The organism is Pseudomonas sp. W4I3 (assembly GCF_030816195.1).
In the GTDB taxonomy this organism is placed as follows: domain Bacteria; phylum Pseudomonadota; class Gammaproteobacteria; order Pseudomonadales; family Pseudomonadaceae; genus Aquipseudomonas.
Genome location: NZ_JAUSXS010000001.1, coordinates 5,233,953 through 5,249,399, shown reverse-complemented (window position 1 = coordinate 5,249,399; position 15,447 = coordinate 5,233,953). Strand labels below are relative to the sequence as shown.

Below are 15,447 nucleotides of genomic sequence, written 5' to 3'. Positions count from 1 at the left end.
GTTTTTGAGATTTGTGTTCGTTTACCGGCTAGCATTGGCCTTTGTCTTCATTACCGTTACTCGCTTCGGATAGCACTCCATGACCGCCCATAAAATTGGTTTCCTGATTTGGCCCAGCACAAAAGCACTCACGCTTGCGCTGGCTGAGGAGGCCTTGCGCGTTGCTCAGCGGGTGCATCCGGACGTGGTTTATGAACTGTCGTTCTTGCTTGCCGAGCCTGCGACCGAAGGTGCGTGGCAACTGCCGGGCGAGCCGTGGGCCGGCAAGCTGGAAGGTTTCCAGAAGCTGTTCCTGCTGGCCGATGAACCGCCGACCGTTATCGCGTCCCAGCTCAGCAGCGCGCTCAAACAACTGGTACGGGCAGGCTGTGTAATCGGTGGCCTGTCGGCCGGTGTCTATCCCTTGGCTCAGCTTGGCCTGCTCGATGGCTACCGCGCCGCCGTGCATTGGCGCTGGCAGGACGATTTTGCCGAGCGTTTCCCCAAGGTCATCGCCACCAGCCACCTGTTCGACTGGGACCGTGATCGCCTGACCGCCTGCGGCGGCATGTCGGTACTCGACCTGCTGCTGGCGGTACTGGCCCGTGACCATGGCGCCGAACTGGCCGGCGCCGTTTCCGAAGAATTGGTGGTGGAGCGCATCCGCGAAGGCGGCGAGCGCCAACGCATTCCGCTGCAGAACCGCCTGGGGTCCAGCCATCCGAAGCTGACCCAGGCGGTGCTGCTGATGGAAGCCAATATCGAAGAGCCCCTGACCACCGACGAAATCGCCCAGCACGTGTGCGTATCGCGACGACAGCTGGAGCGCATTTTCAAGCAGTACCTCAACCGTGTCCCCAGCCAGTACTACCTGGAACTGCGCCTGAACAAGGCGCGCCAGATGCTGATGCAAACCAGCAAGTCGATCATCCAGATCGGCCTGTCCTGCGGCTTCTCCTCGGGGCCGCACTTCTCCAGCGCCTACCGCAACTTTTTCGGCGCCACCCCGCGTGAAGACCGCAACCAGCGGCGCAGCAGCAGCCCGTTCGAGCTGTCGTCGGTGCCGTCCGAGCGCGGCTGAGCCGGCGTCGTCAATCCTCGACAGGCTCCGTCGGCGCCCCCGGCGCGTTTTCAATGCCCGGTACGCCCAGGGTTTGGCGAGTTGCACGGTAATACGCCCGTATGGTGTCCAGGCTTTGCTCCGAGAACATATTGTTGCCCAGGTTGTAGCGCGCGCCGACTGCAGCTGGGACTTGCATCAGGGCGTCGGGCATTTCAGTGATCCGGTTGCCGACCAAGTAGACGTTTTGCCACTGGTAATTATCCAGCACACCCTCCGGGATTTGCGCAATTGCCGTACTGGACAGGTTCAGGCTTTTGAGATTGCGCAGGTTCCGCAGGTCGGGCGTGATGCCCAACGTGTTGTTCTGCAGGTTCAGTACCTTGAGCTGCGTCATATCACCGAGTTTGGCGACGGTGTCAGGTGTCAGGCGGACATTGCACTGCGGCAGGTTCAACTCATCGAGCTGGCTCATTCGGAAAATCGCTTGCGGCAGATCGCCCAGGTCGTACCGTTCAATGGTCAGGCTGCGCAGGTTGGGGAGTGCCTCCAGGAAGCGTCCAAGCCTGGGGGCGGTGGGGCTGTTGTTGATCAGGATCAGTCTGAGTACATGCTCAAGTTTTTCCCCGAGTGTCGGTAGCTCTCCCAGCAACGGCAGGTTCCACGCCAGGTCGAAGTCGGCGACATTCGAGCCTTCGACAGGCCGTTTACGCCACGCCGTCAGCAGCTCTTCTTTGAACACTTCGCGGTAGGTTTCCTGTGTGTTGCGTTCTGCTGCGCCCAGTGGCTGCCCGGTAAGCGGGTCATCGGGGATTGCGCTCGCCCATTGGACGAGATCGCGGGTCAAGTCGCTGAGTTCGGCCTCCTCTCGCGTCAGAGCGATTCGGCCTTCGGCGATGGTTCCAGGCAGGTCATAGAAGTAGGTGCTGGCTGTCACCTCGTCCAGGCTGGGATGCAGCGTCCGCACTCTGGCGAGGTCTTGCGGCTCTGCCAGTACGCTAAAGTTTTGCCCTGTGTTTCGATAGTAGGTTCTGATCCGTTCGCGCGTTAAGGCACTCAGGGGGTTATTGTCAAAGACGAAGTTTTTAGCGACTTGCGGGGGCAGGTCGAACAGCTCGCGGGGTAGCTCACTGATCCGGTTGTTGTTGAACAAGGCGACTTCCAGCTTGTCGTGACGCGCCAGGCTGGCGGGAACGACGGTAAGGTCGGCCTCGGAAAGGTCGAGGTAGGTGAGATAGGGCAGGCCTTGGATGTCGGGGGTGCGTCCCAGCGGATTGCGGCGCAGGTCAAGGCTCAAGAGGTTGTGCAGCGAGGCAAGGACGCTGTGGTTTTCGGCATCCAGCACAACGCCACAATCGTTGATCGTCAGGTGCTCAAGGCCGGGCATTTCGGTGAGCGCATTGGGCAGCCGATCCAGCGCAACGTTATGCATGTCGAGGATATCCAAGCCGGTGAAGCACTTGAGGAACTGATCGTTTATCTGTACACGACGGTTACTGTGCAATACCAGTGCTAACAGGAAACTGAAATCCGCATTCAACGCGGGCATGTCGCCGATAGGCGGCAGGCTCAGTGACAGCTCGTTGGGCCTGGCGAGCGGGTTGTCTTCGCTGCGGCTGCGCCAGAAGTGTTCCAGATTGTCACGAAACTCCCGCCTGGCATTGAGTTGCTCGCTTCTTTCACTGGCGCTGAACGGCTGGCCGGTGGCCGGGTTCTGTTCAGGCAGGGCGGTGCTCCATTGCTCCAGGTCGCTGGATAGCGTTCGCAGTTCGGTCTCCCAGCGTGTGAGCTGGGCTTGTCCTTCCGTGAGCGTGCCGGGAAGCTGATACAGCAGCGTGTTGGCATGCTGCTCGGTGAGTGAGGGGAACAGGTTGATGGCGCGTTGGATATCGGCCTGTGGCATCGGCACGCCAAGGTTCTGCCGGGTGCGCGCAAATAAGGCTTTCACTTTCTCGCGGCTGGCCAGTGAAAGTGGATTGTCGGCGAAGTTGAAGCCGCTCAGGTCTCGATCCGCGGAATTGAACAGGCTGTCCGGCAGTTCGCTGATCTGGTTGTTATTGAACAGGGCGATTTCAAGGGTTGGGTTGTTGGCCAGGCTGTCGGGTAGTGCCGAAATGCCGGTATTCGGCAAGAACAGGCGTTTTAGTGCCGGCAGGGCACTGATATCCGGCGCGACCCCCAATGGATTGTTACTCAGGTTCAGCAGCTCGAGCTGAGGCAGCGCGAGGAGCTCAGATTGGCCGGGGGATGTAAGGCTAATGGCGCATAGGTTCAGGTTCAGGCTTTCCAGTGAACGCATGCGCGTAATCGCCGGTGGAATCTGACGGAGCAGGGTGTTTTGTACACCCAGGTGTTTCAAGCCGCTAAACGCATCGAGAAAGGTCGAGACCGAGCGCAGTCCGGGGTTGCCTTGCAGCGCCAGGGTGAAAATATGGCTGAAATCCACTGACAGCGTGGGCAGGTCTCCCGTGAAGTAAGCGGTGGTCAGCAGGCTCCTTGCTCTTTGCCTTGGCATCTCAGGATTGCGGGCACGCCACAGCGCGATCAACTGTTCGGCGAAGGTGTTTCTGATCGCGTATTCCCCCACCCTTTGTGCGACGGTCAGGCTTGCCCCGGTGACCGGATGGTATTCGGGAATATCGGCTCTCCAGGTCGCCAGCGTCTCGCTCAGCAGGTGGGTCTCGGCTTTCCAGTGCCTGAGCTGGCTGCGGCTCTGCTCCAGGGATCCCGGCAAGGCGTAGAAGACGTCACTGGCTTCTTCCATGTCCAGGCTCGGAAACAAGATTTGAGTGGCTTCGATGTCCGCAGGGTCCGCCGCCACCCCGAAGTCTTGCCCGGTATCGCGGGAGTACGTCTTGATCTGTTCTCGGGTGCTGGCCGTGAGTGGATTGCCTGAAAAATCGTAGCCTTGGCTTGTTTGCGCAGGCAGGTCGAACAGCTCTTCGGGCAGGCTGGTGATCTGGTTATTGCTGACAATGACCGTTTTCAGGCGTGGGTGGCTTGCCAGGCCGGCGGGTGCCTGGAAGAGGCTGGTGTTGGAAAGATCCAGTTTTTCCAAGCGTGGCAAAGTGACAACGTCGGGAGCGATGCCCAGCGGGTTGTTAGGCAGCGCCAGTGATGCGAGGTTGTGCAGGGATGCCAAGCGGGCCTGGAACTGTTCGGTAATCGCCACGCCACACTGGTTCAACGTGAGTGTGGTCAGTTGCGGCAGATGGCTGAGGGTTTGCGGCAGTTGCTCCAGAGTGAAATTGTCCAATTGCAGACTGCGCAAACGTGGGAATCGTTGGAAGAAAAGTGCGGCTGCACGGACCGTGCGGCTGCCGAACAATGTCAGGCTGGTCACATGTTCAAAGTTTACCGTCAGCTCCGGCAGGTCGCCCATGAACCTTGGGTGTGACACGAAGCTGTCCGCCCAGGCAAACGGTTGTGTTACCCCGCGAGCGCGCCAGAGGTTTTCCAGTTGTGTGGAAAATGCGTCCCGCGCCGTCAGTTCCGCCAATTGCTCCGCAGCGGTATAGGCCTCGCCGTTCAAGGGATTGAGCGCCGGCAGTTGCCTGGCCCAGCGCGACAGTTGCGAGGTCAGCTGGCCTATTTCGTTTTCCCATTGCGTCACCTGGACCCGTCCCAGGAGCAATGTGCCTGGCAACTCATAAATCAGCCAACTTGCCTGGAGTTGATCAAGCGCCGGAAACAGTGTGCGCACGCGGCCGATATCCGCGGGGTCCGGCAGGACCCCAAAGTAGAAATTTTTCTCTGTGTAGTAAGCCTTGATGCGCTCGCGGGCGGCCGCGGTGAGGGGGTTCTGCGCAAAATTCAGCCTTTGCGCATCAGTGGAGCTGAGATGGAATACGGCATTGGGCAGCTCAGTGAACTGATTGTTGCTCAGGTCAATGCTGCGCAGGCGCGGATGGTGCAGCGCCCCATTGGGCAATTCTGAAAGGCCGGTCTTTTCAAGTTGCAGATGGGTGAGCGTGTGCATCAGCTCAACATCCGGGACCAGCCCCAGCGGATTGCCCCCCAGGTCCAGGGTGGTCAGACGGGTCATCGAAGTCAGTATCGCCTGGCCGGCTGGCGTGAGCGTCAGCGTGCAATTGCGCAGTCTTAGTTGCCGCAACCGTGGCATTGACGCGATGGCTTGCGGCAGCGTTTGAAGGGGGAAGTTGCGCAGGTCAAGGCGCACCAGTTGGCCGAACCGGTGCAGGAAATGCTCGGCGCCACGGCTGCCAGGGCTGCCGTTGAGTTCCAGGGCGGACACATGACTGAAGTCGGCGCTGAGCTCTGGAAGGTCGCCCAGTATCGGCTCCAGAAAGCTCAGCGTTTGCAGGTGTGTGCCGCTGGGTTCGCGACGCCAACAGCGCTCTACGCGCTGGGCGAACAGGGCGCGGTTGTGACGCGCGGCCAGATAGTCGGCGGGTGCCAGTGCGAGGCCGTTGGCGGGGTCGATGTTTGGGGTGGTGGTTGTCCAGTAGGCCAGGTCGTCGCGCAGGCGCGTATATTCGCCGCGCAGCCGGCCCAGTTCCGCGAGCGGCCCATCGGGATGGTTTTGCAGCTGTTGGACGAGCCTGTCTATTTGCGTGTTAGAGACGCTTGGGTAAATTTCCCGGATGCGCTGCTCCAATGTGGGCGGTACTTGCTGCGCGACTCGCCGGTAGCCGTCCATGCCCAGCAGGCGCAAGGTATCGACGGCGGGCTGCTTGACCGGGCCTTGGGCGACCGCTAACCGCAGGTCATCTCGCGGCAGCGGGTTATCCCGAATTGCCTGCTTGAGTTTCGCACCCTCACCGATATGAATACCCACAGCCTGTCGCTCGGTGTCCGGCAAGGCCTGCAGCACGCTGGTGTAGAAATCGGTGGGGGAGTACAGCTCGAGACCCTCGCCGTCATAGGGCTGGTACGTGCCGACCGCTTTTCGAACCAGTACCTTCTTCACCGGTGCGTCGACAGGCCCGCAGCTGTCGAGCAGCGTTGCGCCAAACGTCTGATCATGGATTTCCAGACGCAGGTCCCTGGACCAGCCCGAGAGGCGCGTCAGGCTGTGCAAGGCCAGTGTGTCGGTTTCCGGGTTGCGCACCGAGTCCAGCTCCAGCCCTTCATAGGCACGGCTGATGCGCAGTTCCTGGTCGGCGTGGGCGGCCAGCTCCTGCTGCTCTTGCGGCCAGCGGCCCTGGCCGATTTCCAGCCACTGTTCACCGGTGGCTGTCTCAAGCAGCTCACGGGTGAGGCTGCTGGGCAGTTGTGGCACATGGTCAGCGAGTTGCCGTTGCAAGGGGTTATCGATTTTTTCAAGTGTCTGGTAACGCTCATCAAATAGTGCGGGCCTGTGCTCTTTGGCCAAAAGCACCAGTTTGGAGCGCAGCAGACCGGTCCGCGCTTCAAGGGTCTGGGTGACGGCGAACTCCTCGCCGATCAGGGTCTTGATCTGGCTTTCTGTGAGTGCCTGCAACACGCTCTTGAGCACGTCACCGCCAGTCAGGCGATGGCGCTTGATCACCGTCACGGGAAGTGAAACATCGGCGGTGGACTGCCATAGCACCTCGCCGCGTTCACCGACAAACTGCAGCCGCCGGGTCTGTGGCCAGAGGCGCTCGCGCTGCAGCACTTGCAGTTGCAGCAACGGATCTGCCTTCAAATATCGACTGGATTGAGGGCTGGACAACTGATCAATAAAGCGCTGCAGGTCGTGGTCGATTTGGAAGCGAGTGATGCTGTCAGCCAACAATGGGGGCATCGGCTCGTGGTTTACGTGCATCTTGCGTAGGGCATTTACCGATGAACCGCTGACGCTGAGGATCTGATCGCGCTCGGCCATCGAGAACCCCTCGACGCGGTGTCCAAGCCGTTGCAGCGTTTTGTCGTCGTCCCACGTCAAGGGTTGTTCAAGCTCGGTGTGCCAGGCGCCATCGTCATTGTGAAAAACTGTCGGTTGGTAGGCGTCGGGCCGGGTGGGGTGCTCGATCTGGTAGCGCCCCGGCAGGGGTGACTTGCTGACTGAAAAATGCGCCTGGTCGATGGGCAGCAGGTGTTTGCCGTTGTGTTTAACCAGGCCCAACCGATCGGTGCGCAGGCCGTTTTCGGGTGGCGGGTGTTTGTAGCGCTCCAGATCGGGCTTCCAATACAGCGTTTTGCCGTTGGGCAGCTTGACCGGCTTAAATTGATCGATAAACGTCAATACTTTAGCGGGCAGCACGTTGGGCAGTTCGGCCAAGGCGATGGAGCTACCCGCCCCGAATGCACCCATTTGGATCAGCGACTCAAGCGCCTCCCACAAGTGCTCGGCAGCTTCTGTGGTCTGGCCCTCGGCCCATTCGATGACCCCTTCGAACACTTCGTTGAGCATCTGATACGCCATATAGGCCATCAGCATTTCGCCCAGAAAGGGCACGAACGGCGCCACCACGAACAGGGCGACCTCAAAAATCGATGAAACCACTTTGACGAACGAGTCCCAGATCGCCCACCGCGCGTTACGATCGACCGTGGCGGTAGGGACGGCGATGACGCGGGCATCGTTGAGTATTCGGTTGAGTTTTCGGGTGTAGAGGTGCGGCCAGAAATCGCCGGTAATCGGCGTTGCGCGAAATTGCAAATCTGGCCGATCAATAGGCGTGTCACGCCAGGTGGGTAGAGCGCTGCCTTTCTCGGCTTGATGCCAGGTTACTTTGGACAGGCGTCGACCGAGGTCAGAAAAGAAGTAGCCGCGCTCTTCATGGGCCACGAAGCGACTGAAAAAACGCTGGTAGTCGGGCATGCGCAACTGGCGCGTCAATTCGAGCATCATGTCGTCGGTCGATGCATATTCCTTGATGGGGTGTTCAGGGTCGTCCGGCACGTAGGCCACAACCCTGACGCTCTTTCTGGCGTTTTCAAGGTTGGGGGCGAACACCAGAATGCCTGGCAGCGATGCCGACATCATCGAGAAGTCGTGGAACAGCAGGGGCTGGCCATCCAGCCGCAGACCTTGAAGGCCGTCGAGCCAGCCGTCGATCAGGCGCCAGTAGTCCTCGCTGATATCACCGTTCATTCGCGCCAATTGCAGCGCGACCCGCAACGCGCCTTCCTGGCTGGCTTTGATTTTGAGTGGCAAGATCCCCGCGACGAGCGGGTTGGTAACGCCGAGGTTGTCTTCCAGGTAGGCTTTATAGAGGCCACCAATATCCAGGTCACGGCACAACTGGGTGAAAGCGGGGATGCCGATGCTGGCGGTGAACAGTGGCAAGGTCTCGAAATGGCCCGCAGTGTTGGGTTGGGTGATAAAAGTCGAGTCGGCCTCAAAGGCGGTGGCCTCGGTTTCTCGTGCTTCGAAATTGTGCAAGGCGGCGTCCAGCAGCGAGACTGTCCAGACTCGGGCGCCTGTGTTGATCGCAAAGAACGCTGGCGTGACAGGTATATAAAGACGCAAGAACGTGGACCTGACATCCAGGTCCTGGCCGAAGCGGGCTTTCATGGCGTCCTTGAGGATCGGCTCGGCGAATGCCTTGGCGTCTTGGAGCTTCTCGAGCCGTTGGTCGATGCTGTTTTGCGCCGTCATGTAACCGTCAATCAGCGTCTGCAAATGCTCATGCTGCGGCGCCGTTGCGGTTTTGATCCGGTTGGGCAGTAGGGTTGCGTTGCGTTTCAACGCCTCGCGCCGGGCGGATGAGGCCCGGCCCAACCAGTCGGGAAGCGGGTTGATGAGCGGGGTGTAGTGTTCGGGCGCTTGGGAGATTGGCATCGGGTAGGCTCTTGGATAAGGACGCCCCAGCAAATCAAAATCCCGGGCTCGGGATGAGGTGCATACGTTGCGCACGTCGAGCTATTGCCATTGATATGTTCGCGGGCCTGCTGCAAATCTTCGCTATCGGTTTAAACTGCGCCATTGCGACGCTATTTGTCGCATTGGCGTAAACCCGCGTAAAACGCGGGTTGGCGCTATAAGAAGTTGTCGCTTGGCGGCAAGGCCGCTCTGAAAACTGTCCTTACAATCCCTGCATCGCCCGCCAGTTCCAGGCAGGCGTTCCTCTTCAGGAGACTCCGATGTCCGTTGAGCAAGCCCCGGTGCAACGTGCCGATTTCGACCAGGTGATGGTGCCTAACTATGCACCTGCCGCGTTTATCCCTGTGCGTGGCGAAGGTTCGCGCGTGTGGGACCAGGCCGGCCGCGAGCTGATCGACTTTGCCGGCGGCATCGCGGTCAACGTGCTGGGCCACGCCCACCCGGCGCTGGTCGGCGCACTGACCGAGCAGGCCAACAAGCTGTGGCATGTCTCCAACGTGTTCACCAACGAGCCGGCGTTGCGCCTGGCGCACAAGCTGATCGACGCCACCTTTGCCGAGCGTGTGTTCTTCTGCAACTCCGGCGCCGAAGCCAACGAGGCCGCCTTCAAGCTGGCCCGTCGCGTTGCGTTCGATCGCTTTGGCAGCGAGAAGTACGAGATCATCGCCGCGCTGAACAGCTTCCACGGCCGTACGCTGTTCACCGTGAACGTCGGTGGCCAGTCCAAGTACTCTGACGGTTTCGGGCCTAAAATCACCGGCATCACCCATGTGCCTTACAACGACCTGGCCGCGCTGAAAGCCGCCGTGTCGGACAAGACCTGCGCCGTGGTGCTGGAGCCGATTCAGGGCGAAGGCGGCGTACTGCCGGCCGAGCTGGCTTACCTGCAAGGTGCCCGCGAGCTGTGCGACGCCAATGACGCGCTGCTGGTGTTCGACGAAGTGCAAACCGGCATGGGCCGCAGTGGCCACCTGTTCGCTTACCAGCACTACGGCGTGGTGCCGGACATCCTCACCAGCGCCAAGAGCCTGGGCGGCGGGTTCCCGATTGCCGCGATGCTCACCCGTGAAGACCTGGCCAAGCACTTGGTGGTCGGCACCCACGGCACCACTTACGGCGGCAACCCGCTGGCGTGCGCAGTGGCTGAAGCGGTGATCGACGTGATCAACACCCCGCAAGTGCTGGCCGGCGTGAATGCCAAGCACGCGCTGTTCAAGGCGCGGCTGGAGCAGATCGGCAAGCAGTACGGCATCTTCACCGAGGTGCGTGGCTTGGGCCTGCTGATCGGTTGCGTGTTGAGCGATGCGTTCAAAGGCAAGGCCAAGGACGTGTTCAATGCGGCCGAGAAAGAAAACCTGATGATCCTGCAAGCCGGCCCCGATGTGGTGCGTTTCGCCCCGAGTCTGGTGGTGGAAGAGGCCGACATCAAGGAAGGCCTGGACCGCTTCGAACGTGCGGTAAAAGCGCTGACGCAAGCCTGATAACTACACCTTCTGCCGGCTGGACTGGGTCAAAAATGTGGGAGGGGGCTTGCCCCCGATAGCAGTCTGTCAGTTGATATATCCGGTGACTGATACACCGCTATCGGGGGCAAGCCCCCTCCCACATTGGAATATGGTTGTTCCAGATGTGTCCGGTAATTTTCCCCAATGAGTTTTAGAGTTAAGGAGTGACACCCATGCTGGTGATGCGCCCCGCGCAAATGGCTGATCTGGGCGAGGTACAGCGTCTGGCTGCGGACAGCCCGATTGGTGTCACCTCCTTGCCCGATGATGTGGAACGCCTGAGCGACAAGATCGCCGCCAGCGAAGCGTCTTTCGCGGCCGAGGTAAGTTTCAACGGGGAAGAAAGCTATTTCTTCGTGCTCGAAGACACCGATACCGGCAAGCTCGCCGGCTGCTCGGCCATCGTCGCTTCGGCCGGTTACTCCGAACCTTTCTACAGTTTTCGTAACGAGACCTTCGTGCACGCTTCCCGCGAGCTGAAGATCCACAACAAGATCCACGTGCTTTCTCAGTGCCACGACCTTACCGGCAACAGCCTGCTCACCAGCTTCTACGTGGTGCCGGATCTGGTCGGTTCGCCGTGGTCGGAACTTAATTCCCGTGGCCGCCTGCTGTTCGTTGCCAGCCACCCTGAGCGCTTTGCCGATTCAGTGGTGACCGAGATCGTCGGCTACAGCGACGAGAACGGTGATTCGCCTTTCTGGGACGCCATCGGCCGCAACTTCTTCGACCTCAACTATGCCGCCGCCGAGCGTCTGTGCGGGCTGAAAAGTCGCACCTTTCTCGCCGAGCTGATGCCGCATTACCCGATCTACGTGCCGCTGCTGCCGGATGAAGCCCAGGAAGCCATGGGCCAGGTGCACCCGAGGGCGCAGATTACCTTCGACATCCTGATGCGCGAAGGCTTCGAGACCGACCACTACATCGACATCTTCGACGGCGGCCCAACCCTGCATGCGCGGGTTTCCGGCATTCGTTCGATCGCCCAGAGCCGCGTGGTGCCGGTGAAGATCGGCGAGATGGTCAAGGGTGTGGGCCGCCAGTACCTGGTGAGCAACGCACAGTTGCAGGATTACCGTGCGGTGATGCTGGAACTGGACTATGCGCCCGGCAAACCGGTAACCCTGGACCTGGCGGCTGCCGAAGCCCTGGGCGTCGGCGAAGGCGCAAGTGTGCGTCTCGTTGCAGTGTGAGAGCCGGTATAAAACAGAGTTTCGCGGGTGGCTGCAAAGCGGCCCGTTCGAGGAGATAGCATGATCGTTCGTCCCGTACGCAGCAGCGATTTACCGGCCCTGATTGATCTGGCGCGCAGCACCGGCACCGGCCTCACCACTTTGCCGGCCAACGAAGAGCGCCTGACCCACCGCGTGGGCTGGGCTGAAAAAACCTTTCGCGGCGAAGCCGGGCGCGGCGATGCCGACTACCTGTTCGTGCTGGAAAACGACGAAGGCCGCGTGGTGGGCATCTCGGCCATTGCCGGCGCCGTCGGCCTGCGCGAGCCGTGGTACAACTTCCGGGTCGGCCTGACGGTCAGCGCCTCCCAGGAGCTGAACATCTACCGCGAAATCCCGACGCTGTTTTTGGCCAACGACCTCACCGGCAACTCCGAGCTGTGTTCGTTGTTCCTGCACGCCGATTACCGCAACGGCCTCAACGGCCGCATGCTGGCCAAGGCACGCATGCTGTTCATCGCTGAATTCCCGCAGCTGTTCGGCAACAAGATCATCGCCGAGATGCGCGGCGTGTCCAACGAAGCGGGGCGCTCGCCGTTCTGGGAGAGCCTGGGCCGGCACTTCTTCAAGATGGAATTCAGCCAGGCCGACTACCTCACCGGTGTGGGCAACAAGGCATTTATCGCTGAGCTGATGCCCAAGTTTCCGCTGTACAGCTGCTTTCTTTCCGAAGACGCGCGCAACGTGATCGGCAAGGTCCATCCGGATACCGAACCGGCACTGAGCATGCTCAAGAGCGAAGGCTTCAGCTACCAGGGCTACGTGGATATTTTCGACGCGGGCCCGGCGGTGGAATGTGAAACCAGCAAAATCCGTGCGGTGCGCGACAGCCAGTCGCTGGTGCTGGCCATCGGCACGCCGGGGGACGACGCCACGCCGTTCCTGATCCATAACCGCAAACGCGAAGACTGCCGCATCACCGCCGCACCGGCTCGCCTGGCGGCGGGCACGTTGGTGGTCGATCCTCAGACCGCCAAACGCCTGCAACTGGTGGTGGGTGATCAAGTGCGCGCCGTACCGTTGTCCGCAGCCCGGGAGTCGAAATAATGAATTCGTTGTATATCGCAGGTAGCTGGCTGGCCGGCCAGGGTGAACTGTTTGAGTCGCGTAACCCGGTGACCCAGCAAGTGCTGTGGAGCGGCAACGGTGCGACGGCCGAGCAGGTCGAGTCCGCCGTGCAGGCTGCACGTCAGGCATTTCCGGGCTGGGCGCGGCGTTCGCTGGAAGAACGCATCAGCGTGCTGGAAACCTTCGCCAGTACCCTGAAAAGCCGCGCCGATGAAATCGCCCGCTGCATCGGCGAGGAAACCGGTAAGCCACTGTGGGAATCGGCCACCGAAGTCACCAGCATGGCCAACAAGATCGCGATCTCGGTGCAAAGCTACCGCGAACGTACCGGCGAGAAGAGCGGCCCCCTGGGCGATGCCACCGCTGTGTTGCGTCACAAGCCCCACGGTGTGGTGGCGGTGTTCGGCCCTTACAACTTCCCCGGTCACTTGCCGAACGGGCATATCGTCCCGGCGTTGCTGGCGGGTAACACCGTACTGTTCAAACCGAGCGAGCTCACGCCGAAAGTTGCCGAGCTGACCGTGCAGTGCTGGATCGAAGCGGGCTTGCCGGCGGGCGTCCTGAACCTGCTGCAAGGTGCGCGGGAAACCGGTATCGCATTGGCGGCCAACCCCGGCATCGACGGTCTGTTCTTCACCGGCTCCAGCCGCACCGGCAACCATCTGCATCAACAGTTCTCCGGGCGCCCGGACAAGATCCTGGCCCTGGAAATGGGTGGCAACAACCCGCTGGTGGTGGACGAAGTGGCCGACGTGGATGCGGCGGTGTACACCATCATCCAGTCGGCCTTTATTTCCGCCGGCCAGCGCTGCACCTGCGCCCGTCGCCTCTTGGTGCCGGAAGGCGCCTGGGGTGATGCATTGCTGGCGCGTCTGGTGGCGGTCAGTGCAACAATTGAAGTCGGTGCGTTCGACCAGCAGCCAGCGCCGTTCATGGGCTCGGTGATTTCCCTGGCGGCGGCCAAAGCCCTGATGGACGCCCAGGAACTGATGTTGGCCAACGGCGCCGTCGCGCTGCTGGAAATGACCCAGCCCCGGGATCAGGCCGCCTTGCTGACGCCGGGCATCATCGACGTGACGGCGGTGACCGAGCGCGAGGACGAAGAGCTGTTCGGCCCGTTGTTGCAGGTGATTCGCTACGCTGATTTTGCGGCGGCCATTACCGAGGCCAACAACACCCAGTACGGCTTGGCCGCGGGTTTGCTCTCCGATTCCGAGGCGCGTTACCAGCAGTTCTGGCTGGAAAGCCGCGCCGGCATCGTCAACTGGAACAAGCAGCTGACCGGCGCCGCCAGCACCGCGCCGTTCGGCGGGGTAGGGGCTTCGGGCAATCACCGCGCCAGTGCCTATTACGCGGCGGATTATTGTGCGTATCCGGTGGCGTCGCTGGAGACACCCAGCCTGGTGGTTCCTTCAGTGCTGACCCCAGGCGTTACGCTGGCCTGAATGTGGTGTGTTGAAGATTGCTTATAAAAACAGATGTTCGTGGAGCCTCGCCGATGAAATCCTGTGAAGTCAATTTTGACGGTCTAGTGGGGCCGACCCATAACTACGGCGGTTTGTCCTTCGGCAACGTCGCGTCCCAGAGCAACAGCCAGCAACATTCCAATCCCAAGGAAGCGGCGTTGCAGGGCCTGCAGAAAATGAAAGCGCTGATGGACATCGGCTTTGTGCAAGGCGTGCTTGCGCCCCAGGAACGTCCGGACGTAGCCGCCTTGCGCACCCTGGGTTTCAGTGGCACCGACGCTCAGGTCATTCAACAGGCGGCCAAGCAGGCCATGCCGTTGCTGGTGGCGAGCTGCTCGGCGTCGAGCATGTGGGTGGCCAACGCCGCCACCGTCAGCCCCAGCGCCGATACGGCCGATGGCCGCGTGCACTTCACCGCTGCCAACCTCAACTGCAAGTATCACCGCAGCATCGAACACCCGACCACCAGCCGCGTGCTGGGGGCGATGTTCGCCGATCAGCAGCACTTCGCTCATCACGCTGCATTACCGGCGGTGGCGCAGTTCGGTGATGAAGGCGCGGCGAACCACACGCGTTTTTGCCGTGACTACGGCGAGGCGGGCGTGGAGTTCTTTGTGTTCGGTCGCAGTGCGTTCGACGCCCGTTACCCGGCCCCGCAGAAATACCCGGCGCGCCAGACCCTCGAGGCGTCCCAGGCGGTTGCGCGTCTGCACGGCCTGAGGGATGACGGCGTGGTTTACGCCCAGCAGAACCCTGCGGTGATTGATGCCGGTGTGTTCCACAACGACGTGATCGCGGTGGGCAATGGCGAAGTGCTGTTTTATCACGAGGACGCGTTCCTCAATACCGAACAGATGCTTGCCGAGTTGCAAGGCAAACTGGGTAAGTTGGGCGGCAACTTCCAGTCGGTCTGCGTGCCGCGTGCCCAGGTCAGTGTCGAGGACGCGGTGCGCTCCTACTTGTTCAACAGCCAGTTGCTGACACGCCCTGACGGCTCGATGCTGCTGATCGTGCCAGAAGAATGCCGCGCCAACGAGCGCGTCTGGCAGTACCTGCAACAGCTCACCGCTTCCGGCGGGTTGATCCGCGAAATAAAAGTCTTCGACCTCAAGCAGAGCATGCAAAACGGCGGCGGCCCGGCCTGCCTGCGTCTGCGTGTGGCATTGAACGAAACTGAACTGGCGGCGGTGAATCCAGGCGTTATCATGACCGCGCCGCTGTACGAGACCCTGACCGATTGGGTCAACAAGCACTACCGCGACAGCCTGCGCGAAAGCGACCTGGCTGACCCGCAACTGCTGCTTGAGTGCCGGACGGCACTGGATGAACTGACGCAAATCCTTAAACTGGGCTCGGTTTATCCTTTCCAGATCAATTAACGCCC

The 15,447-nt window shown here is 60.9% G+C and carries 7 protein-coding genes; 6 read left to right on the top strand and 1 reads right to left on the bottom strand.

Annotated features, from left to right (window positions below):
• The first annotated feature begins 79 nt into the window (after nucleotides 1–79).
• Nucleotides 80–1,060 carry a transcriptional regulator ArgR gene (gene argR / locus QF045_RS23825; RefSeq protein ID WP_124371611.1) on the top strand — a complete coding sequence of 327 codons (981 nt, stop codon included), beginning with the start codon at nucleotides 80–82 and terminating at the stop codon, nucleotides 1,058–1,060.
• A gap of 10 nt (nucleotides 1,061–1,070) precedes the next feature.
• Here argR and QF045_RS23820 read toward each other — a convergent pair whose 3' ends face one another.
• Complete coding sequence (locus QF045_RS23820) at nucleotides 1,071–8,750, bottom strand: dermonecrotic toxin domain-containing protein (RefSeq protein WP_306494300.1); 7,680 nt, start codon at nucleotides 8,748–8,750, stop codon at nucleotides 1,071–1,073.
• A 302-nt stretch (nucleotides 8,751–9,052) separates the two neighbouring features.
• Between QF045_RS23820 and QF045_RS23815 the strand changes: the two genes are divergently transcribed.
• The 5 genes from QF045_RS23815 (at nucleotide 9,053) to astB (ending at nucleotide 15,442) form a co-directional block, all read left to right on the top strand.
• Nucleotides 9,053–10,273: an aspartate aminotransferase family protein gene (locus tag QF045_RS23815; RefSeq protein ID WP_306494299.1), complete on the top strand. Its 1,221-nt coding sequence runs from the start codon at nucleotides 9,053–9,055 to the stop codon at nucleotides 10,271–10,273.
• A gap of 197 nt (nucleotides 10,274–10,470) precedes the next feature.
• Nucleotides 10,471–11,490: an arginine/ornithine succinyltransferase subunit alpha gene (aruF, locus tag QF045_RS23810; RefSeq protein WP_306494298.1), complete on the top strand. Its 1,020-nt coding sequence runs from the start codon at nucleotides 10,471–10,473 to the stop codon at nucleotides 11,488–11,490.
• Nucleotides 11,491–11,550: 60 nt separating this feature from the next.
• Nucleotides 11,551–12,576: an arginine N-succinyltransferase gene (gene astA, locus QF045_RS23805; RefSeq protein WP_124387846.1), complete on the top strand. Its 1,026-nt coding sequence runs from the start codon at nucleotides 11,551–11,553 to the stop codon at nucleotides 12,574–12,576.
• Nucleotides 12,573–14,042 (top strand): succinylglutamate-semialdehyde dehydrogenase, encoded by a 1,470-nt coding sequence (astD, locus tag QF045_RS23800; RefSeq protein ID WP_306494953.1) that lies wholly within the window; start codon nucleotides 12,573–12,575, stop codon nucleotides 14,040–14,042. Before astA ends, astD begins: the two co-directional genes overlap by 4 nt.
• Before the next feature lie 53 nt (nucleotides 14,043–14,095).
• Nucleotides 14,096–15,442: an N-succinylarginine dihydrolase gene (gene astB, locus QF045_RS23795; protein ID WP_306494297.1), complete on the top strand. Its 1,347-nt coding sequence runs from the start codon at nucleotides 14,096–14,098 to the stop codon at nucleotides 15,440–15,442.
• The last annotated feature ends 5 nt before the right edge of the window (nucleotides 15,443–15,447 follow it).